Below are 23,033 nucleotides of genomic sequence, written 5' to 3'. Positions count from 1 at the left end.
GGGGGGGGGCCCCCCCCCGGCGCCGCGCCGCCGGGGTCTGGGACTCCCGCCACACCACGGCTCCTTGCCCCGGCCCCCCCCCCGGCCCCCCCGCCCCCCCCCCCCCCCCGGCCCGGTGCCGGCGGGGCGCTACGACTGAGCGGCCCCGTCCCCCTGCGTGGCGTCCCCCGCCGCCACGGTCCGGCTGGTCCGAGAGGAGCGGCGCTTGCTCTGGGTGAGCGCCGCTCCGGCCAGCACGATCAGCGCGCCGACCGGGGTGTTCCAGGTGAGCTCCTCGCCGAGCAGGGTGACGCCCGCCGCGGTCGCCACGACCGGGATGAGATACGTCGTCATGGTCGCGGTCGTCGGACCGACCTCGGCGACCAGCCCGTACTGGAGGAGGAAGGCGAGCCCCGTGCCGAGCGCGCCCAGGGCGAAGATCGCGAGCAGCGGCCCGGCGGGCAGGGCGGACGGCAGCGGGCTGAGCAGCGGCGCGGCGACGCCGAGCTGGAGCGCGCCGACGAGCAGCTGGCCGCCGGACAGCGCCAGATGCCCGTCGCCGGTGCCCGACAGCGTGCGCCGGACGTAGATCCAGCCCAGGGCGTAGCTCACCGAGGCGACCAGGGCCATGGCGGTGCCCTTCGGGTCCTGCCCCGAGAAGCCCTGCCAGGCCCCGAGCACCACGAGCACCCCGATGAAGCCGAGGCCGAGCCCCGCGAAGCGGCGGCGCGTCGGCCGGTCCTCGGAGAGCGCCACGAGCGAGAGCACCATGCCCCACAGCGGGGTCGTGGCGTTGCAGACGCCGGCGAGGGTGGTGGGGATCGTCAGCTCGGCGTAGGCGAAGAGCGTGAACGGAAAGGCGTTGCAGAGGAAGGCCGCGACGGCCAGATGACCCCAGGTACGAGGGGAGCGCGGCAGCCGCTGCCGCTTGATCACCAGGGCCGCGAGGAGCACGGCCGCGCCGAAGAACATCCGGCCGAAGGAGACATAGGGCGGCGCGAAGCCCTCGGTGCCGAGCTTGATGAAGAGGAAGCTGAATCCCCAGACGACCGAGAGCACGGCGAACTTGATCCGCCAGTCGAGGCCCCGGCGCCCCGGGCGAGTGGCTGTCGTGACGGTGGGGGAGAGGGTGGGGGAAGGGGGTTGCTTCGGCGTCGCGACGGTGCTCATGCCGACTACCATGCAGGGCAAATAAGTCTTAGAACAAGCAAATAATTCTATGGGCTATCGCGTAGCATCGCTTACATGTTGAACCTGGAGCGCCTGCGCACCCTGCACGCCGTCGCCCGCCACGGTTCCGTCAGCGGCGCGGCGGAAGGGCTGCACGTGACGACCTCGGCGGTCTCGCAGCAGTTGTCCAAGCTGGAACGGGAGGCCGGGCAGCGGCTGCTGGCCAAGTGTGGCCGCGGTGTGCGCCTCACCGACGCCGGGCGGCTGCTCGCCGAGCACGCCGGGCGCATCCTCTCCCAGGTGGAGCTGGCCCAGGCCGACCTGGAGGCCCAGCGTGGCCACGCCGTCGGCGAGCTGCGGCTCGGCGCCTTCCCCACGGCCGCCCGCGGTCTGTTCCCGGCCGCGCTCACCGCGCTGCGCGCGGACCACCCGCAGTTGCGCGCCCGGCTGGTGGAGATGGAGCAGGAGGACGCCGTCGAAGGGACGGTGCGCGGCGACGTCGACCTCGCCGTGGTCCTCGACTGGTACAACAAGCCGCTGCCGGTGCCGGACGAGCTGGTCAGGGCCCCGGTCCTGGACGACCCGGTGGATGTCGCGGTCCCCGCCGGGCATCCGCTCGCCGACCGGGCGGACGTCACCCTCGCGGACTTCGCGGAGGACGAGTGGATCGCCTGGCCCAAGGGTGAGTTCTGCCACGACTGGCTGCTGTCCACGCTGCGCGGCCAGGGCATCGAGCCCCGGATCGCGCACATGGCCGAGGAGCACGCCACGCAGCTCGCCCTGGTCGCCGCGGGCCTGGGCATCGCGGTCGCCCCCCGGCTCGGTCGCGGCCCCCTGCCGGAGGGGGTGCGCGCGGTGCCCGTACGGCAGGCGATGTGCCGCCACGTCTTCGCCATCTGGCGCGCGGACGCGGACCGCAGACCCTCGATCCGCGCGATGGCCGACGCGCTGCGGGCGGCGGCCGGGGGCGTACGGGGGTGACGGACGGGGGCGACGGACGGGGCGTACGGGCTGGACGCCCCGGCCCGGGGCCCGGCGCGAGCGCTCCGAGGGGCGCGCCCACCCGTACCGGGTCACACCTTCCGCAGCTTGCGGAAGTCCCAGGAGACGACGGCATCCGGCGCAAGCCGGAGCCAGGCGTGCCGGCCGTCGTGGGGCATCGTCGCCAGGCCGAAGTACTTCTCCGCGAACAGCTGCTCGGGAGCCACGAGCTCCGGGCAGGCCACGCCCCGGCGCGGGGCCTCGCCCACCACCGTCACCGTGCCCGACAGCTCCGCGCCGCGCAGCTCCTCGTACTCCTCGCCGTCGTCGACCACCACCGCCACCCGCGGGTCATGGCGCAGATCGGCCCAGCGCCGGCTGCGGACCAGGGAGTACAGCCACAGCGCCCGCCCGTCCCAGACGAACCACAGCGGGCCGACGTGCGGCCGCCCCTCCCGCCCGGCCGTCGCCACCCGGCAGACGCGCCGCCCGGCGAGGAAGACGTCGAGCTCGGCCCGCGTCATCATGGCCCGGCGGCCCCGCCGCTGTGTGACGGTCATCCCCGCGTCACCTGCTTTCCGGATCCGACGTACGCGACCGTGCCGACCGACTGATCTGACTGCTCGTCAGAAGAATGGGGCCTCTTCCCCGGCACCGCAATGCCCACTAGCCTCACGCGGGCCCCCGACGGGGCCCAGGTACGGACCATCACCGGGAAGCGGGGAGCGCCATGGCCACTCAGGACCCGTTCGCCGAGGAGACCGACCCGGCGAGCACGGTGCTGCTGACCGTCGAATGCCAGCGCGGGGTCGTCGGCCCCGACAGCGCGCTGCCCGAACTCGCGGCCGTCGCCCGCGCCTCCGGAGCCCTGGTCAACGTCGCCCGCCTTGTCGCCGGAGCGCACGAGGCGGGCGTCCAGGTCGTGCACGCCGTCGCCGAACGCCGCCCGGACGGCCGCGGCGCCAGCCGCAACGCCCACCTCTTCCGCGTCGCCGAACGACTGCCCGTGCAGCAGCTGACCGGCACCCACGCGGTCCGGGTGGCCGATCCCGTACCCGTCGGCGACGGCGACCTGGTCGTCCGCCGGCTGCACGGGCTCTCGCCGCTGGCCGGGACGGGCGTGGACGCCCTGCTGCGCAACATCGGCTGCCGCACCCTGATCGTCACCGGCGTGTCGGCCAACGTCGGGATCCCCAACGCCGTCTTCGACGCCGTCAACCTCGGCTACACGGCCGTCGTCCCCTCCGACGCCATCGCCGGGGTGCCCGCCGACTACACGGCGGCGATGGTGCGCCACACCCTCGCGCTGGTCGCCACCGTGACCACGACCGATGCCGTCCTGCGGGGCTGGCGCCGGCGGGGCCGTACCCGCCCGGCGCCCGGCCCCGATGGGCTCAGCCCAGCGTGATGGAGTCCCCGTTCACCGAGATCCGCTCCTCGGGCAGCGGCTTCTGCGCCGGGCCACCCCGTACGGCCCCGTCGGTGACCGAGAACCTGCTGCCGTGGCAGGGGCAGTTGATGGTGCCGTTCGCGACGTCCTTCACCACGCACCCCTGGTGGGTGCAGACCGCCGAGAACGCCTTGAACCGTCCCTTCGACGGCTGGGTGACCACGACCTTCCGGTCCGGGAAGACCTTGCCGCCGCCCTCGGGGATGTCCGACGTCCGGGCCAGGGCCGCACCCGCACCCGCCCCGGACGTGGCCCCCGCCCCGGGCGTACCCTTGTCGCCGGCCGCCTGCCCCGGCGTCCCCTTCGACGCGTCCGAAGAGTCGCCGGAGTAGCCCGAGCCCGCGTCGTCGGAGCCGCCACCGCACGCCGCGAGGACGGCGGCGAGACCGGCGGCTCCGGTCGCCGCGACGACGGCACGGCGGGTGGCACGGCGGGCGGCGCGGGCAGGACCGGCCGGGGCAGCCGGATCGGCCGGTCCTGCCGGATCGGCCGGATCGGCCGGGGCAGACGGCGTGGATGGCGCGGGTGACGAATGCGTCATGATCGTTCCTTTGCTGTCGCTTCGCATCAGCTGGTTCGAGGACTCATACGGCCACGCCGCGCCCGGCGTTCAGACGGTCACCCCCGGGCGATTAATCTGGGTCGATGCTTCCCGAAGTCACAGCCACCCGCTATGTCACGCCCTTGCGTGAGGGTGGCTCGCTCCCCGGCATCGTCGAGGCCGACGATCTCGGCACGTACGTCATGAAATTCACCGGCGCCGGACAGGGCCGCAAGACGCTGGTCGCGGAGGTCATCTGCGGACAGCTCGGCCGCCGCCTCGGCCTGCGCGTTCCGGAGCTGGCCCGCATCCAGCTGGACCCGGTCATCGGCCGCGCCGAGCCGGACCAGGAGGTCCAGGCGCTGCTCAAGGCCAGCGGCGGGCTCAACCTCGGCATGGACTTCCTGCCCGGGGCGCTCGGCTTCGACCCGCTCGCCTTCGAGACCGACGCCGCCGAGGCCGGCCGGGTGATCTGGTTCGACGCGCTCATCAACAACGTCGACCGCTCCTGGCGCAACCCCAACCTGCTGGTGTGGCACGGCAGCCTCTGGCTGATCGACCACGGCGCCACCATGATCTGGCACCACAACTGGCCCGGCGCCGCGACCGCCGCCGGCAAGCCGTACGACGCCTCGGACCACGTCCTCGCCACCTTCTCCCCGGACATCGCCGGGGCGGCGGCCGAACTGGCCCCCCGGATCACCGAGGAACTGCTGGCCGAGGTCGCCGCGGACGTCCCCGACGAGTGGCTCGCCGACGAGCCGGGCTTCGACAGCCCGGACGCGCTCCGCCGGGCGTACGTCGAGGTGCTGCTCGAACGCGCGGCGACCATCGGCGAGAGGATCACCATGGGCGAACGCACCGCGGTCAAACCGTCGCAGGCGCCGGAATGGGTACGTGTCAGGCTGGACGGAAAGGGCGCCGCGAAGTGACGGGCCGCGAGAACGGGCACGGGGCGCAGCAGTCGCACCGTGCCACCCAGGACCACAAGGGCCGCGACGGCGCGAAGCGCGACGTCTTCGAGTACGCGCTGCTGCGCGTCGTCCCCCGCGTCGAGCGCGGGGAGCAGATCAACGCGGGAGTGGTCGTCTACTGCCAGGCGCAGTCGTATGTGACCGCCCGCGTCCACCTGGACGAGAACCGGCTGCTGGCCCTCGACCCGGCGGCGGACGTGGCCGGCGTCCGGGCCGCGCTGCACGCCGTCGAGGGGGTCTGCGCCGGGGGCGACCGGGCCGGGCAGGCGGCCTGCGACGACGCCGGCCGCCGGTTCCGCTGGCTGATCGCGCCGCGCAGCACGGTGGTGCAGCCGGGACCGGTGCACACCGGGCTGACGGCCGACGCGGAGCGCGAGTCGGAACGCCTCCTCGATCTGCTGGTGCGATAGCGCCGGTGTGATGAGTGCTGGTGGGACGCGCCGGCGCGATGGCGGGGACGCCCGGGACGAGGGGCGTGCGGTGAGGCGTTGACAGCGCGTGGCGGGACTTCTAGCGTCTGATCGACCGAGCTACTGAGCGGTTGCTCACCCCGCCGCCGCTCCCCTGGCCGGAGCGCGCCGCCGGGGCGAGCCGCCTTCGAGGTGAGGAGAACCCGCATGTCCACCACCGAGCAACGCGTAGCCCTTGTCACGGGCGCGGCCCGCGGCATCGGCGCCGCCACCGCGCTGCGCCTGGCCGCCGAGGGCCGCGCGGTCGCCGTCCTCGACCTCGAGGAGGCGGCCTGCGCGGACACCGTGGAGAAGATCACGGCGGCGGGCGGCAGGGCACTCGCCGTGGGCTGCGACGTCTCCGACGCGGCCCAGGTGGACGCCGCGGTGGCCCGCGTCGCCGCCGAGCTGGGCGCGCCGGTCGTCCTGGTCAACAACGCGGGTGTGCTCCGGGACAACCTGCTGTTCAAGATGAGCGAGAACGACTGGGACACCGTCATGAACGTGCACCTGCGGGGCGCGTTCCTGATGTCGCGCGCCTGCCAGAAGCACATGGTGGACGCGGGCTTCGGCCGGATCGTCAACCTCTCCAGCAGTTCGGCCCTCGGCAACCGCGGCCAGGCCAACTACGCGGCCGCCAAGGCCGGCCTCCAGGGCTTCACCAAGACCCTCGCCAAGGAACTCGGCAAGTTCGGCATCACCGCCAACGCCGTCGCCCCCGGCTTCATCGCCACCGACATGACGGCGGGCACCGCCGCCCGCGTCGGCATGAGCTTCGAGGACCTCCAGGCCGCCGCGGCCACGCAGATCCCCGTACAGCGCGTCGGCGAGCCCGAGGACATCGCCAACGCGATCGCCTTCTTCACCGGCGACCAGGCCGGCTTCGTCTCCGGCCAGGTGCTGTACGTGGCCGGCGGCCCGCTCGACTGACCTGGCCCGTAGGGCAGCACGGCACCCCCCACGCGGGCCGGGGAGCACCGCGAGCGGACGGCATGAGCGCAGGGGTGGTCGTCGGCCGCACGTGGTCGTCGACCGCATGCGGTCATCGGCCGCCCGAGGAGAAAACCAAGGAGAACGGACAGCATGCCCGCCACGCCTTCCACATCCGCTACGCCCTCCACGCCCGCTCAGGAAGGCGAACCCTCCGGCAAGGTCGCCCTCGTCACGGGTGCCAGCCGCGGCATCGGCCACGGCATCGCCCGTGCCCTGGTGGCCCGCGGCGACCGCGTCGTCATCACCGGCCGCAACGAGGACGCCCTCAAGCAGGCCGTCGAGTCCCTCGGCCCCGACCGGGCCATCGGCGTCCCGGGCAAGGCCCACGACGAGGCCCACCAGGCCCTCGCCGTCGAACGCGCCATGGAGGCCTTCGGCCGCGTGGACTACCTCGTCAACAACGCGGGCACCAACCCCGTCTTCGGCCCCATCGCCGACCTCGACCTCGCCGTGGCCCGCAAGGTCTTCGAGACCAACGTCGTCTCCGCGCTCGGCTTCGCCCAGCGGACGTGGCACGCCTGGCAGAAGGACAACGGCGGCGCGATCGTCAACATCGCCTCCGTCGCCGGGGTCGCCGCCTCGCCCTTCGTCGGCGCGTACGGCATGAGCAAGGCCGCCATGGTCAACCTCACCCTCCAACTCGCGCACGAATTCGCCCCGGGCGTCCGCGTCAACGCGATCGCCCCGGCCGTCGTGAAGACCAAGTTCGCCGCGGCCCTCTACGAGGGACGCGAGGAGGAGGCCGTGGCCTCCTACCCGCTCGGCCGGCTGGGTGTACCGGAGGACATCGGCGGCGCGGCCGCCTTCCTGCTGTCGGACGCCGCGGGCTGGATCACGGGCCAGACCCTCGTCGTGGACGGGGGGCTCTTCCTCAACGCGGGGGTCTGAGGGCACGCGGCCGGGCCCCGCACCGGGGCACCGGCGCGGGCGTTGTCAGTGGTCGGCGGTAAGTTCTCCGGCGAGAACGGAACGAACCCCGGAGGTTGTCGACGTGACCGTCACCGACGTGCTGCCCGAGTCCTGGCACGGTGCCCTCGGCGAAGAGCTGGAGAAGCCCTACTTCAAGGAGCTGACCGAGTTCGTGGAGGAGGAGCGGGTCAAGGCCCCGGTGTATCCGCCGCGCGGGGAGGTCTTCGCCGCCCTGGACGCCACCCCGTACGAGCGGGTGAAGGTCCTCATCCTCGGCCAGGACCCGTACCACGGCCCGGGCCAGGGCCACGGCCTGTCCTTCTCGGTGCGGCCGGGCGTCAGGACGCCTCCGTCGCTGCGCAACATCTACAAGGAGATGCGCGAGGAGCTCGGCTACGACGTCCCGGACAACGGCTACCTGCTGCCGTGGGCCGAGCAGGGCGTCCTGCTGCTCAACGCGGTGCTGACCGTCCGGGGCGGCGAGCCCAACTCCCACAAGGGCAAGGGCTGGGAGAAGTTCACCGACGCGGTCATCCGCGCCGTCGCCGCCCGCCCCGAACCGGCCGTCTTCGTGCTCTGGGGCAACTACGCGCAGAAGAAGCTGCCCCTGATCGACGAGGAGCGGCACGTCGTCGTCAAGGGCGCCCACCCCTCGCCGCTGTCGGCGAAGAAGTTCTTCGGCAGCCGCCCCTTCACCCAGATCAACGAGGCGGTGGCGGCGCAGGGCCACGAGCCGATCGACTGGCGGATCCCGGACCTCGCGGTCTGACGGTGCGGTGACGGCCGGTCCGGCGCGGAGGGGCCGCAGGGAGCGGACGGGGCGCAAGAGAGCCGGGGGTCAACGCCCGTACACCTGGTGGCAGATCCGCGACGCGTCGCCGCCCTTCTCCCACTTCCCATAGGAGTCGCCGAGGGCGCACAGCCCCTTGCCCTGCTGCTGCCCCCGCGACGCCGGGGCCGGCGCGGGGGCCGGGGCCGCGTGGCGCTCCTCCGGTTCGGGTGCCGGCCGGGGGGCCGGGCGTTCGGGCTCGGGCGGTGCCGGGGCGGGCTCCTGCCGCTCGGCCCGCCGCTCCGGGGAGGGGGCCCGCCAGGCGCCGCCCGGGTCGGTGGCGGGTGGGGGAGCGACGAGGGACGGCGCGTCCGGGGAGCGCCGCGCCCCCTGGTCACCACCGGCCGCCCGTGAGGGCCCCGGGGGGTCCCAGGGCATGGTCGGATCGGCCGGGTCCTTGGGGTCCTTGGGGTCCGCCGGGTTCTTCGGGGCGTACGGGTCGTACGGGCCCGTCCGGAAGGGGTCCGCCGTCGGGCCCGGTGCCCCGTCCACCCCCGGCGCAGGCCTCCCGTCCGGGGACGGCGGCCGGGAGGCGCCCGGGCCCGTGACGGTCAGCGACTCGCGGGCCGGACCCTGGACAGCCCGGGGTCCTCCGGGCCCGCCGGGCGCGAGGGGGCGGGGGGAGACGGAGACACAGCCGACCGCGGCCGACATGGCCACCGCCACCAGGACGGCGGCTGAGGGCACTCGATGCATTCGGCCAACCCTGCTGCCCGCCAAGGGACATGGGGAATTCCCCGCAGGGGTGACATGGAATCACGGCCCCGGCCGCGCTCCGCTCAGGCTCCGGTCGCGCCGTCGACGCGCTCGCGGATGAGGTCGGCGTGGCCGTTGTGCCGCGCGTACTCCTCGATCATGTGCGTGAGGATCCAGCGGAGGTTGAAGGTCTGGCCCGGGCGGAACCCGACGCCGGTGCCGGTGTCGTCCAGCGACCGCGTGGCGACGAGCTCCCGCGCCCCGGCGATCTCGGCCTGCCAGGTGGCGAGGGCCTCCTCGCCGGTGTCCTTCTCCGTGACCTTGAAGTCCTTGTCACGGTCGGTCTCGTCGTAGTAGATCGGCGGCGCGTCCTCCCCGGACAGCACCCGCCGGAACCAGTGGCGCTCCACCTCGGCCATATGCCGCACGAGCCCCATGAGGGACATGATGGACGGCGGCGCGGACGCCGTCCGCAGCTGCTCGTCGTCCAGACCGGCACACTTGGCGGCCAGCGTGGCCCGGTGGAAGTCCAGCCAGGTCTCCAGCATTTCGCGTTCGCCCGCGGTGGTCGAGGGCATGGGGCGCTTATCGATCGTCATGGTGTCATCATCGCTCCGTAGTTCGAATCCATGCCAGGGGTTATCGTCCTCACGCCAGGGGTCATCGTCCCAGCGCTCCCCGCAGCAGCTCCCTGAACCCCCGCCGCAGTTCGGCGCGGCCGGGCACCTCGGCGTGGTAGGAGCCCGCCGCGCACGAGAACATCAGCCCCTCGCACCACGCGATGAGCGACAGCGCGTGCCGCTCCGGTTCGGGGGAGCCCGCGGCCGTCAACAGCGCGATCACCGGAGCGCGGAAGCGGCCCCGGCCCGTCGCGTCGTAGATCTCCCTCAGCCCGGGCCGGCGCGCCGCCTCCAGCGCCAGCTCGTAGCGGGCGAGGAGCAGCTCGCGCTGCCCGGTGAGCGAGCGGTGCAGCGCGAGCGCGAGGGCGTCGGCCAGCGCGTCGAGCCCGTCCGCCCCCGCCGGGTCCGGCATCTCGCGGGGTGCCAGCACCGCCTCCTCGCGCTCGGCCAGCCGCCGTACGGCCGCCTCCAGCAGCGCGGAACGGGTACGGGCGTGGTTCGACGTCGAGCCGGGCGGCAGCCCGGCGGCCTCGTCCACGGCGCGATGGGTCAGGCCCCGCATGCCGCGTTCGGCGAGCAGGGCGAGCGCGGTGTCCGCGATCAGCTGGGCGCGGGGGCGGGTGGGAGCGGTCTTCTCGGGGCGCACGACGCCAATCTACTGCCCGCACTACAGATGTAGTAGCTTGCTGTCACTACATCTGTAGTTTCCAGTCTCCGGTTTCCTGTTTCCCGGTCGGGAGGGACCCATGGCACAGCCCCGCGCCGTCGTCATCGGCGGCGGCATAGGCGGCCTCACCGCGGCCTGCGCCCTGCACCACGACGGCTGGACCGTCACCGTCCTCGAACGCGCCACCGTCCTCGAACCCGTCGGCGCCGGCATCGCGCTGGCCCCCAACGCCCAGCGCGCCCTCGACACCTTCGGCGCCGGCGACGCCGTACGCGCCCTGTCCGGCTGGCAGGCCGACGGCGGCCTGCGGCTGCCCGACGGCCGCTGGCTCTCCCGTACGAGCAACGAGGCCGCGGCCCGGCGCTTCGGCGGCCCGGTCGTCGTCGCCCACCGCGCCGACGTCGTCGGCCTGCTCGCCGCCCGCCTCCCCGAAGGGGCCGTACGCACCGGCAGCCCCGCCACCCTCGCCGACCCCGGCGCGCCGGACCGCCCCGCCCGCGTCACCACCCTCGACGGCGACCTGGAGGCGGAGCTCGTCGTCGCGGCCGACGGCATCCACTCCGCCGTCCGCGCCGCCCTCTTCCCCGGCCACCCCGCCCCCCGCTACACCGGGGCCACCGTCTGGCGCCTGGTCGTCCCCCGCCCCGCCACGCCCTTCCCGGCGCACGAGACCTGGGGAACCGGCCGGCTGTGGGGCACCGTCCCGCTGCACGACGGCCGCGTCTACGCCTACGCCCAGGCCGTGGCCCCCGCCCGGGCCGTCGCACCGGGCGGCGAACTCGCCCAGCTCCGCCGCCTCTTCGGGGACTGGCACCACCCCGTGCCCGACATCCTCGACACCGCCGACCCCACCGCGATCCTGCGCAACGACGTCCACACCACGACTCGTCCCCTGCCCGCCTTCCACCGGGGCCGGGTCGCCCTCCTCGGCGACGCCGCCCACGCCATGGCCCCAAGCCTCGGCCAAGGCGGCTGCCAGGCCATCGAGGACGCCGTCGTCCTCGCCCACGCCGTGGCCGCCGCCGACCCTTGTGCCGCCCTGGGCGAGTACACCCGGCAGCGCCTGCCGCGCACCACGGTCGTCGTCCGCCGCTCGGCCCGCGTCGCCCGCCTGACCCGCCTCTCCTCACCCCTCGCGTGCGCCCTGCGCACCGGTGCCCTCGCCACCCTCAACCGCCTCGGCCCCCGCGTCGCCCTGCGCAGCCTGGACGGCGTGGCGGACTGGCGACCGCCCGCGCGGCCCGAGCGTCAGCCGGCGGACCTCATGACGAGCCATACGAGCAACTCCACGGCCCCGTAGAGCGCCAGGGCCGCCAACGAGCCGTAGACGGCCCAGTCGCCGGCCCGGACGTACGGGCTGGTGCCGCGCGCCAGGGGCGCGTCGTAGACGGCCGCGGCACTCCGTTCCGTGCCCAGCCGCTCGCCGACGATCCGTCCCCGCGGGTCCGCCACCGTGCTCACGCCCGTCAGCGTCGCGTGCACCATGGGCCGCCAGGTCTCAGCGGCCCGCAGCGCCGCGAGCGAGGCGTGCTGGGCGGGCGCCCAGCTGTGCTGGAAGGTGGACGTGGCCGACTGCGCGACGAGCAGCTGGGCCCCGTCCCTGGACAGCTGCCGGCTCATGTCCGGGAAGGCCGACTCGAAGCACACCAGCGGCCCGACGAGCAGCCCCCGGCCCCGGGTGTCCGGCAGCCGCATCACCACCTGCCGGTCGCCGCGCCGCCGGTCCTCACCGGCGGCCTTGCCCACGGACGTCGCCCAGCCGAGCAGCGAACGGGCCGGAACGTACTCGCCGAAGGGCACCAGCCGCATCTTGTCGTAACGGTCCCCGGTGGGCCCGTCCGGCCCGACCAGTACGGAGCTCTTGAAGATCCCCGGCCGGTCGGACCGCCGCGCGTCCACGTTCACCAGCAGGTCCGCGCCGACGGTCCGGGAGAGCGCGGTCAGCCGGTCACGCAGGTCGGGACGGTTTCCCAGATCCTGCCCGACGCTGCTCTCGCCCCATACGACGAGATCCACCCGCTGCCCGGCGAGCCGGCGGGTGAGCTCCTCCTCGCGATCGAAGCGGCGCTGCACACTGCCCGTCCCGTCGATGACGCCGGGCTGAACGACCGCGACCCGCACCGTCCCCGCGAGCTCCGGCACCGGCGCCCACCCCCACACCCCGGCGACCACCGCCACCCAGACGAGCAGCCCCGCGGCCCCCACCGCACGCGCACGGGGCACCGAAACCAACGCGACGACCGCGGTGTTCACCGCCACCAGTACGAACCCCACCAGCCAGACGCCCCCCACCGACGCCATCCGCAGCGCCGGGGCGACCTGCCACTGACTGGCCCCGAGCAGCCCCCAGGGCCCGCCCAAGTACTCCCAGGACCGCACGAGTTCGACGCCGATCCACCCGGCAGGCACCACGAACAACGCCGCCACCACCCGCCCGGGCCCCGCTACGCCCCCCAGCAACCGGCGCACGAGCAGCCCCCAGGGCGCCCACAACAGCCCCAGCAGCGCGGCCAGCACCAGGATGAACACATGCAGGCTGGGCAGCAGCCAGTGATGCACGGCCAGCAGAAACCCGGCTCCGCCCAGCCACCCCTCGAGTGCGGCCCGTCGGGCGGATACCGCCGAGCGGACCAGCAGCATCCACGGGACCAGCGCCACCCAGGCCAGCCACCACAGCGACGGCGCGGGAAAGGCGAGGGCGGGCAGCGCGCCGGCGGCGACGGATGCGACGGCCCGCGACCCGGGTGAGGTGAGCAGGGCCTCGCTCGGTTCCTCCGCCATGCGGTACCTCCCTCTCCCCATGTGCCAGCCATGCCGGAGTACACCGTTCCATGCGTTTAGGGCGTACTGTCCGGTGTCCACCGTCCGGCGGAGGGTACACCTCCAAGCGGTGCCCACCCGGGGAACAGCTCGCGTTCGATGCGTATTTGGTACGGGGCGGACATGGGCAGGCCCAGATCGGCTGCGACAGCAAGTGTGCTTTGGATCCACAGAGTCGTAGGTTGAACATGACTCTTTGTGGATCGCCCTTCTAGTGACCGGGTACCACCCCGTTCGGACATCTGCGTCCTCACATACCCGCTCTTGTGACCATGCCGACAGGTTGATGACAATAGGCCAGTGGCTGGGTCTTTCGTCCTGTGTGTCGCCATCATGATTCCGTGCAAGCGGTGGCGCACGTGACGTATGGCGCTCGGCTGGGATCGGTGTTGCCGTAGCTCGCGTCTGCCCGGCAGCTCTTTCCGTCCTTGCGTGGCCTCTCGTTCGCGACAGGAGAAGTTGCAGCTAGCGTCTACACCACGAGCGGAGCGATCATGATCAACAAGGGTGGTTCAGCGGTCGCAGCCCCCCTCCCGGTTCAGATCACCTGCGCATCCGCCTTCCGGACATCCGGCGTTGTCGCGGGTGGTGGAGAGGTTCCCCAGCACATCGCCTTCATCGTCGACGGCAACCGTCGCTGGGCGAGGGAGCGCGGCCTCCCGCCCGAAGAGGGCCATCGCCGGGGGGCGGAGAACATCTGCAGGGCTCTGGAGTGGTGTGAGGCGGCGGGCATCCGGATCACGACCTGGTGGCTGCTCTCGACGGACAACCTCAACCGTTCTCCCGGCGAGCTCCGTGAACTCATGAACATCATCGGTGACCTCGTCCGCCTGCTCGCCACCAGCCACCGCTGGCGGATCCGTCACCTGGGCGATCCCGCCATGCTGCCGTCATCACTGGTGACAGAACTGAAGGAAGCGGCGGCCAGGAGTGCTGGCGACGTCCTACGGCCACAGGTCAACCTGGCGATCGGCTACAACGGGCGGGACGACATCGTCGAGGCCGTCCGAACCGTCGTTCTGGAGACAGCTCTCGCGGAAACAGGCGCCAACGCCTCTCTCGACGTGACCGAGAAACGGATCGCCGACGCTCTGTCCACGAGGGGTCAGCCCGATCCGGACCTGGTCATCCGGACGTCGGGTGAGCATCGTCTCTCAGGGTTCATGGCATGGCAGACCAGCATGGCCGAACTGCACTTCTGCCCTGTCATGTGGCCCGACTTCCGGCGTACCCACCTGGAATCGGCCCTGGATGATTACGCGGGGCGGAAGCGACGATTCGGCGTGTGAGAAGCCATCGGCCGCCCCTTGGACGGCCCATGATTCACCTGATTCACCGGTCTCGTGCCACCCATGGCCGCTGGGTGAGTTCGCTGTGCTGTACGCCTGTCGCCGAAGTAAAAGGATGTGCGGAATGGACAAGTCGCGGGTGCCCACACTTCCTGCGTCGCTCTCGGGCACCGGGGTCAATCCCCATATGGAGGAGGCCCGGCGGCGTATGTACGCGTGGGCCGACTCCTTCGGCCTGATCCCTGGGGCCGTACGCGTTCACATGGATCGCAGTCGTATGGAGTATCTGTCTGCCCTCTATTACCCGACGCCTGATGCTGAAACCTTCGACGTGGTGACGGGATGGATCCTATGGGGAACGCTCGTCGATGACGTGATGGACGACGGTCTCGCCGACCAGGCACCCGCAGTGTGCCGGATCGCTATGGCACAGGCGCTGGCTTACCTGGAGCATGGTCATTTGAGTGACACGCCCGTCATCAGGGCTCTGGACCACCTGTGGCAACGCACCTCAGCGGGGCGTTCGGAAGGCTGGAAGCGATCTTTCATCAGTCACTGGCGGCAAGGGTGGCAATCCGGCTGCGCGTCACAGATCGACCGCCTGTCCGGCCGCACCCCTTCGGTGGCCGAATACCGGGAACGCCGACGACACGACATCAAAATGCTTCCGATGGCCGACCTTCTCGAAGTGGCCCTGCGTATCGACCTCCCTGAAGACATTCGTCACCTACCGGCTCTCGAAGCGCAGCACAACTTGGCGTCCGATTACGCCGGCCTGGTCAACGACCTGGTGTCCGTCGACAAGGACCTTGCCCTGGACGGCCCTCAGAACATTGTGACGGTCATCCACGCCCATGAGGAATGCACAATTCAAGATGCGATCGAACGCGCCCGGGAGATGGCCAGGGAGTGCGTACGCTGGTATCTGCGTGCCGAGAGTGAGTTGCCCGTACAACTCGATGCCGCAGGCATCTCCGGCTCACAGCGCGCCGACGCGCTGCGCTACGCGCACAGTCACCGAGCGACCTTTAACGGGAACCGGCAGTGGCATCTTGAAGTCCCGCGCTACACCCATCATTACGACACTACGCAGGCCGGTGAGGCTGCACACATCACCGACCTGCTGACCGTGCTCGGGGATTCCTGAGGGAGCTGTGCCCTACCGGCCGCGGAGCCAGTTCCGCAACGACGTCCACCAGGAGTTGCGAGAAGTCGACTGCTGCTCGGGCTGAGTGAGACCGCCGGCCCGAGCAGCGGTGGCAGGCTCCATGGCCTGATCCTCCTCGGCCGTCATCTCCGGATCCTGTGGTTGATGTGCCGTGAACTTCACCGGCAGTTCGATGAGGTGGCGCGAAAGCAACGAGGAGCGGTAACGCAGACCGGACTCCTCAACAGCGAGGGCGAGGTCGGGAAGCCGGAGCAGCAGAGCGTCGATGCCGGTTCCGGCGATGGCTCGGCCGACGTCCTGACCGGGGCACTCGTGCGCCCCACCGCTGAAGGCGAGGTGTGCCCGGTTCCCGTGGATCGGGGCGTCCAGGTCAGGTCGGACGACGGTGTCGACATTTCCGGCGGCCAACCCCAGGACGAGGGCGTCACCTTCCCTGATCTGCTTGCCGGCGAGCTCGGTGTCCTGCGCGGCCCAACGGCCCAGAACGGTCACGAACGGCGGCTCGTCCCAGAGAACCTGCTCAACGGCGTCAGGGAGGGTCATGTGCCCACCCGCGAGCGACGCCCGGAACCGGACATCGGTCAGGACCATCTTCAGGGTGTTCGCGATGAGGTTCGCCGTTGTTTCGAACGCTGCGATGAGCACCAGCCTTAGATGTTGCTGGACTTCGTCGTCGGACAAGCCCACAGGGTGTTCGAGCAGCCAGGTGGTGAAGTCGGCTCCGGGCTGGGCGTGCTTGCGTGCGACGAGCTTGCGGAGCTTCTCCTGCACGAACTCATTGCTCGCGATGGCGGTCTCGGTGCCCCTGAGCATGTCACGGGCGGCGTTGACCAGCTGTGGGCTGTACTCCTCGGGCATGCCCAGGAGCTGGGTCATCGCCATCATCGGGAGATGCTCGGCGAACTGGTGCACGAGATCGGCGTGCCCTGCGGCACAGAAGTGGTCCACCAACTGGTTGGCGCACTGCGTCACATGGCGGCGGATGCCCCTCTTGTCGAAGCGTGCGACGCTGTCGTTGACCGCGCCGCGCCACCGCTCGTGCTGCTCGCCGTCGACGAACGACATCATGGGCTGCCAGGTGACGATGGGGAGAAGCGGGTTGTCGAGGGCCACCCGTCCCTCCCGCATCTCCGTCCACAGCCGTGCGTCACGCGAAAACCGCGACGGCGTCCGTGTGACGTCCAGGATCTCCCGGTATCCCAGTACCAGCCACGCCGGTAGATCGCCGGAGAGCAGCACCGGCGCCACCGGGCCGTGTTTGGCGCGCAGCCGCTCGTACAAGCCGTGCGGGTCGGATTCGGCCTCCGGCCCGTACAGCCGGGTCGCACCGACATGGGACGCGCCGAGGTGGGCAGGACACCCCGGCGGGGGAGAGACAGGGGAGTCCGTGGGGGAGTGTTCGGAGAGGGGGTTGGTCACTGAGGCTCCGTGGAGACGGTCGTGAGGGTGTACAGATAGCGCATCAGCGCCATCAGGATGTCGCGGCAGGAAATGCGGTCGCGGGCGTCGCAGTCGATCATGGGGACGGAGTCGTCCAGGTCCATCGCCGCCCGGAGTTCCGATACGGGGTACTTGGGGGCGCCGGGGAAGGCGTTGACCCCGACGACGAACGGGACGCCGCGCTCCTCCAGGCGGCCGATCACGTCATAGCTGACCTCCATCCGGCGGGTGTCGAGGAGGACGACCGCGCCGAGGGCGCCCTCGAAGAGGCCGTTCCACAGGAACCAGAAACGCTCCTGGCCGGGCGTGCCGAACAGGTACAGCACCAGTTGGTCGTTGATGCTGATGCGGCCGAAGTCCATGGCCACCGTGGTCTCGGTCTTCTGCTCGATGCCGGCGAGGTCGTCCACGCCGACACCGGCCTGGGTCATCGTCTCCTCGGTGGTCAGCGGCCGGATCTCGCTCACCGCGCCGACCAGGGTCGTCTTGCCGACCCCGAAGCCCCCGACGATGACGACCTTGACGGCCGCGGTGGCCGTGGCGGGGAGGATGTCCTCGCTGCGCGGCCCGGCGTAGTTCTCAGAGCTTCTGTAGTCCATGCATCACCGCCTCAAGGATTCGGACGTCGGGCAGCGCGGCCGCGGGTACCGGTGGGCGGGCCTCGACCTTTCCGCCGGCGAGCAGCTCGGTGAGCATCGGGGTCAGGGTGCTCACCGGCAGCTCCAGATAGGCGGATATCTCCGCGACCGAGAGGGGGAAGTCGCACATCCGCACGACGGCGGCGTGCTCGGGCTGGAGACCGGGGTCGGGCTCCGCACGGGAAACGATCAGGGTGACCAGATCGAGGTGCGTCGAGGCTCTGGCCCGGGTCTCCGCCGTGCTGAGGATGTACAGCCGGTCCGGGTTGCCGGGCGGCTCCGCTCCGGGCTCGTCGTCGGGTCGGGAACCGTTCACGTGGCCGCCCCGCCGACCCGGGGCGGGCTGGTGAGATGGGAGCCGATGCGGGCCACCAGGTCGCGCATCTTCATGCCCATCAGCCCGGCGTCCACGTCGTCGTCGGCCAGCACGGCCAGATACGCCCCGGCCCCGGCGGCCATGAGGTAGAAGAAGCCGCCGTCGACCTCGATCACCACCAGCCGCATCTCCCCGTCCCCGTGCGGGAACTCCTGGGCGATGGCCGTCGAGAGGCTCTGCAGTCCGGCGCAGGCGGCGGCGAGGCGGTCGGCGACCTCCGTGTCCGTACCGTGCTGGGCCATGCGCAGGCCGTCCGAGGACAGCACGATCACGTGGCGGGTCTGGGGGACGCTGGTGGCCAGGTCCTTGAGCATCCAGTCCATGTTGAACCGCGGCTGCTGCGTCACTTGGCTACTCTTCCTTGTCTGACGGGGTATCAGTGATGGGCCGCCCGTTCTGCTCGTGCTGCTCGTGCAGCTCGCCGTTCACGCCGCTGGTGAAGGCGGCCAGCCACAGTCCGGGCTGCACGGGCGGCTCCTCGGGCGTGGGCGGGACGGGCTTGCGCCGCTCGGTCGCGTTCCGGGCCCGTTCGGCGGCCGCGCCCCGGCCGAAGGGGAGCGGGGCCGGCCCGCGCCGCCGACGGCGCTGGGGCAGACCGGTGTCGCCCATCGGCGGCGGGACGGGACTGTCCATCATCGGCGTCGAGGACGGCTGGGCGGGGATGGAGCCGGGGCGCCGCTTCTTCTTGGCGGGCGGAAGCTTGGGGGCGCGGGCGATGTCGCCACCGGGGAACCTGCTCGCGGTGATCAGGTTCGGCGGGATGACCAGTACCGCGCGGACGCCGCCGTAGGCCGAGGGCCGCAGCGACACGATGAAGTCATAGGTGTTGGCCAGCCGGCTGACCACCGCCAGCCCCAGCCGCGGGGACTCGCCGAGGTCGTCCAGGTCCAGGCCGCCCTCCTTGGACAGCACCCGGTCGGTACGGCGGCGGGCCTCGTCGGTGAGACCGACCCCGGCGTCCTCGATCTCGACCGCGATCCCGGACTGGATGTCGACGGCGGTCAGATGCACCCGGGTCTGCGGCGGCGAGTAGCGGGTGGCATTGTCCAGCAGCTCGGCCAGGGCGTGGATGACCGGCTCGACGGCGGGACCCACCACGGCGACGTCGGCCACGGAATGGAGATCCACACGGCGGTACTCGAGGATGCGGGACATCGCGCCGCGCAGCACGTTGTAGAGCGGGATCTCGGAGCGCCACTGACGGCCGGGGCGCGAGCCGCCCAGGACCGCGATGCTGTCCGCGAGACGGCCGGTCAGGGCGTTGCCGTGGTCGAGATGCAGCAGATCGCCGAAGACATCGGGGTTGTTGCCGTGCTTGTGCTCCATCTCCCGGATGTCGTACGCCTGCTGGTGCACGATCGCCTGCATACGGCGGGCGATGTTGACGAACGCGCGGTGGGCCGCGTCACGCAGCGCCTCCTCCTGCTGCACCGCCTCGATCACGGACCGCACCACGGCCCGGTGCGCGGCGGCGAAGCCGGGCTCCAGCTCATGGGCCGGGACGGTGACCCGTACGACCTGGTCGGTCGGGGCGCCACGGCGCATCAGCTTGAGCGCCTCGGGGAGGACGTCCCGGGCGAAGCGCCAGGTCTCGGCGTCGTGCTGGTCCAACCGACGCTGGAGGAGGGCCTCCCGCTCGGCCAGGCGCCGGCGCAGCCCCGCGATCACCCTGCCGCGCCGCGCCGCCTCGGTGGAGGCCAGCCCCACCGCGACGGTGGCCGCCGCTCCGCACCAGGCCACGGGCGCCCGCGCCGCCGGGGCCACGGAGAGGACCGCGGTGCCCGCGCACACGGCCAGCACCAGTGGGGAGATCAGCCATATGAGCGCGGAGGCGGGCCGCCTGGGTGCCGACGAGCCTGTACCAACCATCGAGATCCTCGGAACTCTTGAGACAAGGGAGTGGGTGCCGGAGCGCGGTATTTTCCTCGCTTCTTGGGCGGGAAAGACGGCGGCAGCACAGCACTTGATCGCGGCGGGCCGTACACACGGCGGCCCGCTGCGCGACATGGAGCGTAGCCGGTCGTCGGACGCTCCCGGCGCGAACTTGTCATATTCGCGGAATGAGCTGACGAGCGAATTCGAAAGGCTTCATAATGGCCCACGCCCTAGTGGGCGAATGCATTTCCGAATGACAGGGGGCGCGTTCGGCCCGGAGCGAAGGTCACGCTCACGGGTGGTCCGTCCACCGAACCCTGCCCTTTGGCCGGTGGACGGGGCTAGGCTCGCTCCACCACATCCTCCGGGGAGACACCGTCATGTCGGGGCAACAGCGTGAACGCGTCCTATCTGCCGCCCTGTTCGAGCGAGAGCGCGAGCTATCCGTCGTCGAGCGGGCGGTGTACGGCCTCTGCGGCCGTGAGATCCAGAAGGAGAGCACTGAGAACGAAGAGGTCGAAGCGGTCCTCGAGACCGAGCCCGGGGAGCCCGATGGGGCCAAGGCCGTAAGGGAAGGCGGTCTGCTCCTCGTCAGCGGTGAAGCCGGCCTGGGCAAGACGTCATTGCTCACCCATGTGCGCCGGCTCGCGGGCGAGCGCGACGACTGCACCGTGCTCTTCGGCCGCGGCAGCAAGTCCGCGGAGAGAGTGCCCTTTACTGTCGTCCGGCAGCTCCTCCAGCCCGAGCTCGCCGCTATGACCCAGGAGGCTCGGCGGGGGCTGCTAGGCGACTGGCACGACATCGCCGGCCCGGCGCTCGGCATCATTCCGCCCGTCGGCCCGCAGGCCGACCCCCAGGGTGTGCGCGACGGACTCGACTGGGTGATCACCCAACTTGCCCTCAACAGCAAGCCGTTGATCGCCATCATCGACGACGCCCACTGGGCCGACCCCGAGTCCCTGGCGTGGATCACCTCATTCGCCGTACGGCTGCGGGAGATGCCGCTCCTCATCGTGCTGGCCTACCGGCCGGAGGAACTGCCCGACCACACACCGGGCTTCAAGGATCTGGTCGCCGGTCGGGCGACCCGCCCCGTAGAGCTGCGCGCCCTGACCCCCGAGGCGGTGACCGGGCTGGTGCGCGACGCGCTCGGCCCCGGCGCGGACGATCCGTTCTGCCGGGAGGTCTGGGCGGTCACCGGCGGAAACCCCTATGAGGCCGTCGAGCTGATAGCCAAGGCACGGGACCGCGACATGGATCCGGTCGAGGAGTCCGCCGCGCTGCTGCGCGACCTCGGTGCGGCCGCCCGGGGCCCGGGCCTGGTCGCCCGGCTCGAGCAGCTGGGGTCCGCCGTGACCCGATTCGCCTACGCGGCGGCCGTCCTCGGCACGGAGATCGAGCCGAGGCTCGCCGCCAACCTGGCGGGCATGGGCCCCGCCGAGGCCGATCAGCGCGCCGACCAGCTGCGGGAGGCCCGGATCCTCACCGGCACCACAACGCTGGAGTTCGTCCACCCGCTCATCGCCACCGCCGTCTACCGGGCGATCCCGACGGGCACCCGCACCGCCATGCACGGCCAGGCCGCCTGGTTGTGCCACGACGCGGGCAAGGGGGTCGCCGTCTCGGCCCGGCACCTGCTGGAAGTGCACCCCGACGCCGATGTGGAGGTGGTCGGCCAGCTGCGCGCGGCGGCAAGGGAACACCTCGCTGTCGGCGCTCCCGGCGCGGCCCGCCGCTGTCTGGAGCGGGCGCTGCTGGAACCCCCGCAGGAAGAGGAGCGGGCCATGCTGCTCTACGAGCTGGGCTGCGCCGCGCTGCTGACCTCGCCCCCGACCACGGTCAACCATCTCCGTGCCGCCCTGGCCCTGCCGGATCTGAGCGAAGAGCTGCGCATCGACGCCACCTTCCGGCTGTCCCAGGCGTACGCGCACAACAGCCAGCTCGACGAGGCCGCCAGAGTCGTCGCCGACCAGGCCAAGCGCACGCCGCCGGGCCGGGGCCGGATGCGGCTCCAGGCGGCCCACTACATGTGGAAGGGCATCCAGGTCGAGGAAGAGGACACCCTCGGCCGTTCCCGCCGCATCGCCGAGCTGGCTCGCGACCTGGAGGGCCGGGACGACGCCGAGCGCACCCTGCTGGTGCTGCGTGGCTTCGACGGCCTGATCCGCGGTGAGAACTCCCTGGAGGTCACCGAGTTCATCGACCGGGTGTTGGTGGACGGCAAGTTGCCCGAGGGGCTGGGCTGGACCAACGCGGAGTGGGGCTTCGAGATCCCCAGTCTCGTCGGGATCATCTGCGCCTACACCGACCGGCTCGACGAGGCCAGGGAGCTCTTCGACCAGGCCGTGCGCGCATTCGAGATCGCCGGCTGGAGCGGTGCCCACCTCGCGTTCGGCAACTACTTCCGGGCGTTCGCCCTCCGGCGCCGCGGCGATCTGGCGGAGGCTGAGCGCGTCCTGCGCAAGGGGCTGGGGCTGGCCCACCGGCTCGGTCCCGGGCTGCCCATCCAATGGGACGGCACATGCATGCTGATCGACACCCTTCTCGCACGCGGCAAGGTCGACGAGGCTCAGGAGGTCGCGGAGAACAACTCCTTCCTCCCGCCGTACTCACCGGTCATCGTCCTACCGGACGCCGCCTGTCTGGCAGGTCGGCTGCTGCTCGCCCGGGGCAAGACCAAAGAAGCCATCGCCGAACTGGAGTCGGCCGGCCGCAGGCTCGAGGAACGCGGTCGCCACAACACCCTCTGGGCGCCCTGGGCGCTCGACCTGGCCGTCGCCATCATGGACGAGGAGCCGGAGCGTGCCCGGACCCTGGTCGGCCAGGCGCTCCAGCACGCGATGCGATTCGGCACCGACACGGCCATCGGCGAGGCGCTGCGCCTGGCGGCGAGGGTCGACGCGCCGCAGGAGCGGCTGGCCAAGCTGGGCAAGGCGGTCACCCATCTGCGGATGTCTCCCTGCCGCTACGAGTTCGCGGCGGCCCTGGTCGACCATGGCGTCGCGCTGCGCGAGTCCGGCCACAAGGCCGAGGCGATGGAGCGGCTGCGGGAGGGCCTGGAGGTCTCGGAGCGCTGCGGCGCGGACGGGCTGGTCCGCACCGCCCGTGCGGAGCTGGTGGAGCTGGGCGCCGAGGAGGTCGAGCCCGCGGAGTGAGTTTCTTTGTTGAC

Annotated in this window: 23 protein-coding genes; 11 read left to right on the top strand and 12 right to left on the bottom strand. The window is 71.8% G+C overall.

Annotated elements, in window-relative coordinates:
- Positions 1–129: 129 nt before the first annotated feature.
- Positions 130–1,149 (bottom strand): DMT family transporter, encoded by a 1,020-nt coding sequence (locus AB0E98_RS16630; RefSeq protein ID WP_361702791.1) that lies wholly within the window; start codon positions 1,147–1,149, stop codon positions 130–132.
- Between the two features lie 75 nt (positions 1,150–1,224).
- Here AB0E98_RS16630 and AB0E98_RS16625 point away from each other — a divergent pair, with 75 nt between their 5' ends.
- On the top strand, positions 1,225–2,130 hold the full coding sequence (locus tag AB0E98_RS16625) for a LysR family transcriptional regulator (RefSeq protein WP_361702789.1): 906 nt from the start codon (positions 1,225–1,227) through the stop codon (positions 2,128–2,130).
- Between the two features lie 92 nt (positions 2,131–2,222).
- Here the strand turns inward: AB0E98_RS16625 and AB0E98_RS16620 are convergent, their stop codons facing one another.
- Positions 2,223–2,690 carry a pyridoxamine 5'-phosphate oxidase family protein gene (locus AB0E98_RS16620; RefSeq protein ID WP_361702788.1) on the bottom strand — a complete coding sequence of 156 codons (468 nt, stop codon included), beginning with the start codon at positions 2,688–2,690 and terminating at the stop codon, positions 2,223–2,225.
- Between the two features lie 170 nt (positions 2,691–2,860).
- On the opposite strand from AB0E98_RS16620, the gene AB0E98_RS16615 reads away from it, so the two are divergent.
- Entirely contained in the window at positions 2,861–3,538 is a 678-nt protein-coding gene (locus tag AB0E98_RS16615) for a cysteine hydrolase (protein WP_361702786.1), read from the top strand.
- Here the strand turns inward: AB0E98_RS16615 and AB0E98_RS16610 are convergent.
- Positions 3,525–4,121 (bottom strand): Rieske (2Fe-2S) protein, encoded by a 597-nt coding sequence (locus tag AB0E98_RS16610; RefSeq protein ID WP_361702785.1) that lies wholly within the window; start codon positions 4,119–4,121, stop codon positions 3,525–3,527. The genes AB0E98_RS16615 and AB0E98_RS16610 overlap by 14 nt on opposite strands.
- Before the next feature lie 104 nt (positions 4,122–4,225).
- Between AB0E98_RS16610 and AB0E98_RS16605 the strand changes: the two genes are divergently transcribed.
- From AB0E98_RS16605 to AB0E98_RS16585, 5 genes are all read left to right on the top strand, one after another.
- Positions 4,226–5,053, top strand: a complete 828-nt coding sequence (locus tag AB0E98_RS16605) for a HipA family kinase (protein WP_361702783.1) — start codon at positions 4,226–4,228, stop codon at positions 5,051–5,053.
- A gap of 98 nt (positions 5,054–5,151) precedes the next feature.
- Positions 5,152–5,505 carry a DUF3037 domain-containing protein gene (locus AB0E98_RS16600; RefSeq protein ID WP_361702807.1) on the top strand — a complete coding sequence of 118 codons (354 nt, stop codon included), beginning with the start codon at positions 5,152–5,154 and terminating at the stop codon, positions 5,503–5,505.
- A gap of 207 nt (positions 5,506–5,712) precedes the next feature.
- On the top strand, positions 5,713–6,474 hold the full coding sequence (gene fabG / locus AB0E98_RS16595; protein WP_361702782.1) for a 3-oxoacyl-ACP reductase FabG: 762 nt from the start codon (positions 5,713–5,715) through the stop codon (positions 6,472–6,474).
- 153 nt (positions 6,475–6,627) lie between these two features.
- A complete protein-coding gene (locus AB0E98_RS16590; protein ID WP_361702780.1) occupies positions 6,628–7,425 on the top strand; it encodes an SDR family oxidoreductase in 798 nt (265 codons plus the stop codon).
- 103 nt (positions 7,426–7,528) lie between these two features.
- Positions 7,529–8,215 (top strand): uracil-DNA glycosylase, encoded by a 687-nt coding sequence (locus tag AB0E98_RS16585; protein WP_361702778.1) that lies wholly within the window; start codon positions 7,529–7,531, stop codon positions 8,213–8,215.
- 69 nt (positions 8,216–8,284) lie between these two features.
- Here AB0E98_RS16585 and AB0E98_RS16580 read toward each other — a convergent pair whose 3' ends face one another.
- The 3 genes from AB0E98_RS16580 to AB0E98_RS16570 all read right to left on the bottom strand — a co-directional run bounded on the left by AB0E98_RS16580 (position 8,285) and on the right by AB0E98_RS16570 (position 10,237).
- Positions 8,285–8,971, bottom strand: coding sequence for a hypothetical protein (locus AB0E98_RS16580; RefSeq protein ID WP_361702777.1), 687 nt, complete (start codon positions 8,969–8,971; stop codon positions 8,285–8,287).
- An 83-nt stretch (positions 8,972–9,054) separates the two neighbouring features.
- Positions 9,055–9,570 (bottom strand): DinB family protein, encoded by a 516-nt coding sequence (locus tag AB0E98_RS16575; RefSeq protein WP_361702776.1) that lies wholly within the window; start codon positions 9,568–9,570, stop codon positions 9,055–9,057.
- A gap of 61 nt (positions 9,571–9,631) precedes the next feature.
- Positions 9,632–10,237, bottom strand: a complete 606-nt coding sequence (locus AB0E98_RS16570) for a TetR family transcriptional regulator (protein ID WP_361702774.1) — start codon at positions 10,235–10,237, stop codon at positions 9,632–9,634.
- Between the two features lie 100 nt (positions 10,238–10,337).
- On the opposite strand from AB0E98_RS16570, the gene AB0E98_RS16565 reads away from it, so the two are divergent.
- Positions 10,338–11,558, top strand: coding sequence for an FAD-dependent monooxygenase (locus AB0E98_RS16565; protein ID WP_361702772.1), 1,221 nt, complete (start codon positions 10,338–10,340; stop codon positions 11,556–11,558).
- Here the strand turns inward: AB0E98_RS16565 and lnt are convergent.
- Positions 11,507–13,039, bottom strand: a complete 1,533-nt coding sequence (gene lnt / locus AB0E98_RS16560; RefSeq protein WP_361702770.1) for an apolipoprotein N-acyltransferase — start codon at positions 13,037–13,039, stop codon at positions 11,507–11,509. The two genes, AB0E98_RS16565 and lnt, sit on opposite strands and share 52 nt — an antisense overlap.
- Before the next feature lie 533 nt (positions 13,040–13,572).
- Between lnt and uppS the strand changes: the two genes are divergently transcribed.
- Together uppS and AB0E98_RS16550 are read left to right on the top strand one after the other, a co-directional pair.
- Positions 13,573–14,367, top strand: a complete 795-nt coding sequence (gene uppS, locus AB0E98_RS16555) for a polyprenyl diphosphate synthase (RefSeq protein WP_361702768.1) — start codon at positions 13,573–13,575, stop codon at positions 14,365–14,367.
- Positions 14,368–14,491: 124 nt separating this feature from the next.
- Positions 14,492–15,514: a hypothetical protein gene (locus AB0E98_RS16550; protein ID WP_361702767.1), complete on the top strand. Its 1,023-nt coding sequence runs from the start codon at positions 14,492–14,494 to the stop codon at positions 15,512–15,514.
- 12 nt (positions 15,515–15,526) lie between these two features.
- On the opposite strand, the gene AB0E98_RS16545 is transcribed toward AB0E98_RS16550, so the two are convergent.
- From AB0E98_RS16545 to AB0E98_RS16525, 5 genes are read right to left on the bottom strand one after another with little or no spacing between them, the layout of a single operon-like run.
- Positions 15,527–16,954 carry a cytochrome P450 gene (locus tag AB0E98_RS16545; protein ID WP_361702765.1) on the bottom strand — a complete coding sequence of 476 codons (1,428 nt, stop codon included), beginning with the start codon at positions 16,952–16,954 and terminating at the stop codon, positions 15,527–15,529.
- Positions 16,951–17,574: an ATP/GTP-binding protein gene (locus AB0E98_RS16540; protein WP_361702763.1), complete on the bottom strand. Its 624-nt coding sequence runs from the start codon at positions 17,572–17,574 to the stop codon at positions 16,951–16,953. The genes AB0E98_RS16545 and AB0E98_RS16540 overlap by 4 nt, the downstream gene beginning before the upstream one ends.
- On the bottom strand, positions 17,555–17,929 hold the full coding sequence (locus tag AB0E98_RS16535) for a DUF742 domain-containing protein (protein ID WP_361702761.1): 375 nt from the start codon (positions 17,927–17,929) through the stop codon (positions 17,555–17,557). The genes AB0E98_RS16540 and AB0E98_RS16535 overlap by 20 nt, the downstream gene beginning before the upstream one ends.
- Entirely contained in the window at positions 17,926–18,312 is a 387-nt protein-coding gene (locus tag AB0E98_RS16530; protein WP_126917876.1) for a roadblock/LC7 domain-containing protein, read from the bottom strand. The genes AB0E98_RS16535 and AB0E98_RS16530 overlap by 4 nt, the downstream gene beginning before the upstream one ends.
- Before the next feature lie 28 nt (positions 18,313–18,340).
- Positions 18,341–19,858: an ATP-binding protein gene (locus AB0E98_RS16525; RefSeq protein ID WP_361702759.1), complete on the bottom strand. Its 1,518-nt coding sequence runs from the start codon at positions 19,856–19,858 to the stop codon at positions 18,341–18,343.
- A gap of 386 nt (positions 19,859–20,244) precedes the next feature.
- Between AB0E98_RS16525 and AB0E98_RS16520 the strand changes: the two genes are divergently transcribed.
- On the top strand, positions 20,245–23,019 hold the full coding sequence (locus AB0E98_RS16520; protein WP_361702757.1) for an AAA family ATPase: 2,775 nt from the start codon (positions 20,245–20,247) through the stop codon (positions 23,017–23,019).
- Positions 23,020–23,033: the final 14 nt, after the last annotated feature.

It is taken from the genome of Streptomyces sp. NPDC037389 (assembly GCF_040636475.1).
GTDB lineage: Bacteria > Actinomycetota > Actinomycetes > Streptomycetales > Streptomycetaceae > Streptomyces > Streptomyces hesseae.
Note: the sequence above shows the minus strand (reverse complement) of the source record. Positions and strands in the feature narration are given on the sequence as shown.

Bases quoted from the DNA above. Each gene is read 5' to 3' on its own strand.
- AB0E98_RS16520 (WP_361702757.1), top strand. From the start codon at position 20,245: ATGTCGGGGCAACAGCGTGAACGCGTCCTATCTGCCGCCCTGTTCGAG.
- AB0E98_RS16625 (WP_361702789.1), top strand. From the start codon at position 1,225: ATGTTGAACCTGGAGCGCCTGCGCACCCTGCACGCCGTCGCCCGCCAC.
- AB0E98_RS16605 (WP_361702783.1), top strand. From the start codon at position 4,226: ATGCTTCCCGAAGTCACAGCCACCCGCTATGTCACGCCCTTGCGTGAG.
- AB0E98_RS16615 (WP_361702786.1), top strand. From the start codon at position 2,861: ATGGCCACTCAGGACCCGTTCGCCGAGGAGACCGACCCGGCGAGCACG.
- AB0E98_RS16610 (WP_361702785.1), bottom strand. From the start codon at position 4,121: ATGACGCATTCGTCACCCGCGCCATCCACGCCGTCTGCCCCGGCCGAT.
- AB0E98_RS16580 (WP_361702777.1), bottom strand. From the start codon at position 8,971: ATGCATCGAGTGCCCTCAGCCGCCGTCCTGGTGGCGGTGGCCATGTCG.
- AB0E98_RS16575 (WP_361702776.1), bottom strand. From the start codon at position 9,570: ATGACGATCGATAAGCGCCCCATGCCCTCGACCACCGCGGGCGAACGC.
- AB0E98_RS16630 (WP_361702791.1), bottom strand. From the start codon at position 1,149: ATGAGCACCGTCGCGACGCCGAAGCAACCCCCTTCCCCCACCCTCTCC.
- uppS (WP_361702768.1), top strand. From the start codon at position 13,573: ATGATCAACAAGGGTGGTTCAGCGGTCGCAGCCCCCCTCCCGGTTCAG.
- AB0E98_RS16565 (WP_361702772.1), top strand. From the start codon at position 10,338: ATGGCACAGCCCCGCGCCGTCGTCATCGGCGGCGGCATAGGCGGCCTC.
- AB0E98_RS16590 (WP_361702780.1), top strand. From the start codon at position 6,628: ATGCCCGCCACGCCTTCCACATCCGCTACGCCCTCCACGCCCGCTCAG.
- fabG (WP_361702782.1), top strand. From the start codon at position 5,713: ATGTCCACCACCGAGCAACGCGTAGCCCTTGTCACGGGCGCGGCCCGC.
- AB0E98_RS16530 (WP_126917876.1), bottom strand. From the start codon at position 18,312: ATGGACTGGATGCTCAAGGACCTGGCCACCAGCGTCCCCCAGACCCGC.
- lnt (WP_361702770.1), bottom strand. From the start codon at position 13,039: ATGGCGGAGGAACCGAGCGAGGCCCTGCTCACCTCACCCGGGTCGCGG.
- AB0E98_RS16550 (WP_361702767.1), top strand. From the start codon at position 14,492: ATGGACAAGTCGCGGGTGCCCACACTTCCTGCGTCGCTCTCGGGCACC.
- AB0E98_RS16525 (WP_361702759.1), bottom strand. From the start codon at position 19,858: ATGGTTGGTACAGGCTCGTCGGCACCCAGGCGGCCCGCCTCCGCGCTC.
- AB0E98_RS16620 (WP_361702788.1), bottom strand. From the start codon at position 2,690: ATGACCGTCACACAGCGGCGGGGCCGCCGGGCCATGATGACGCGGGCC.
- AB0E98_RS16540 (WP_361702763.1), bottom strand. From the start codon at position 17,574: ATGGACTACAGAAGCTCTGAGAACTACGCCGGGCCGCGCAGCGAGGAC.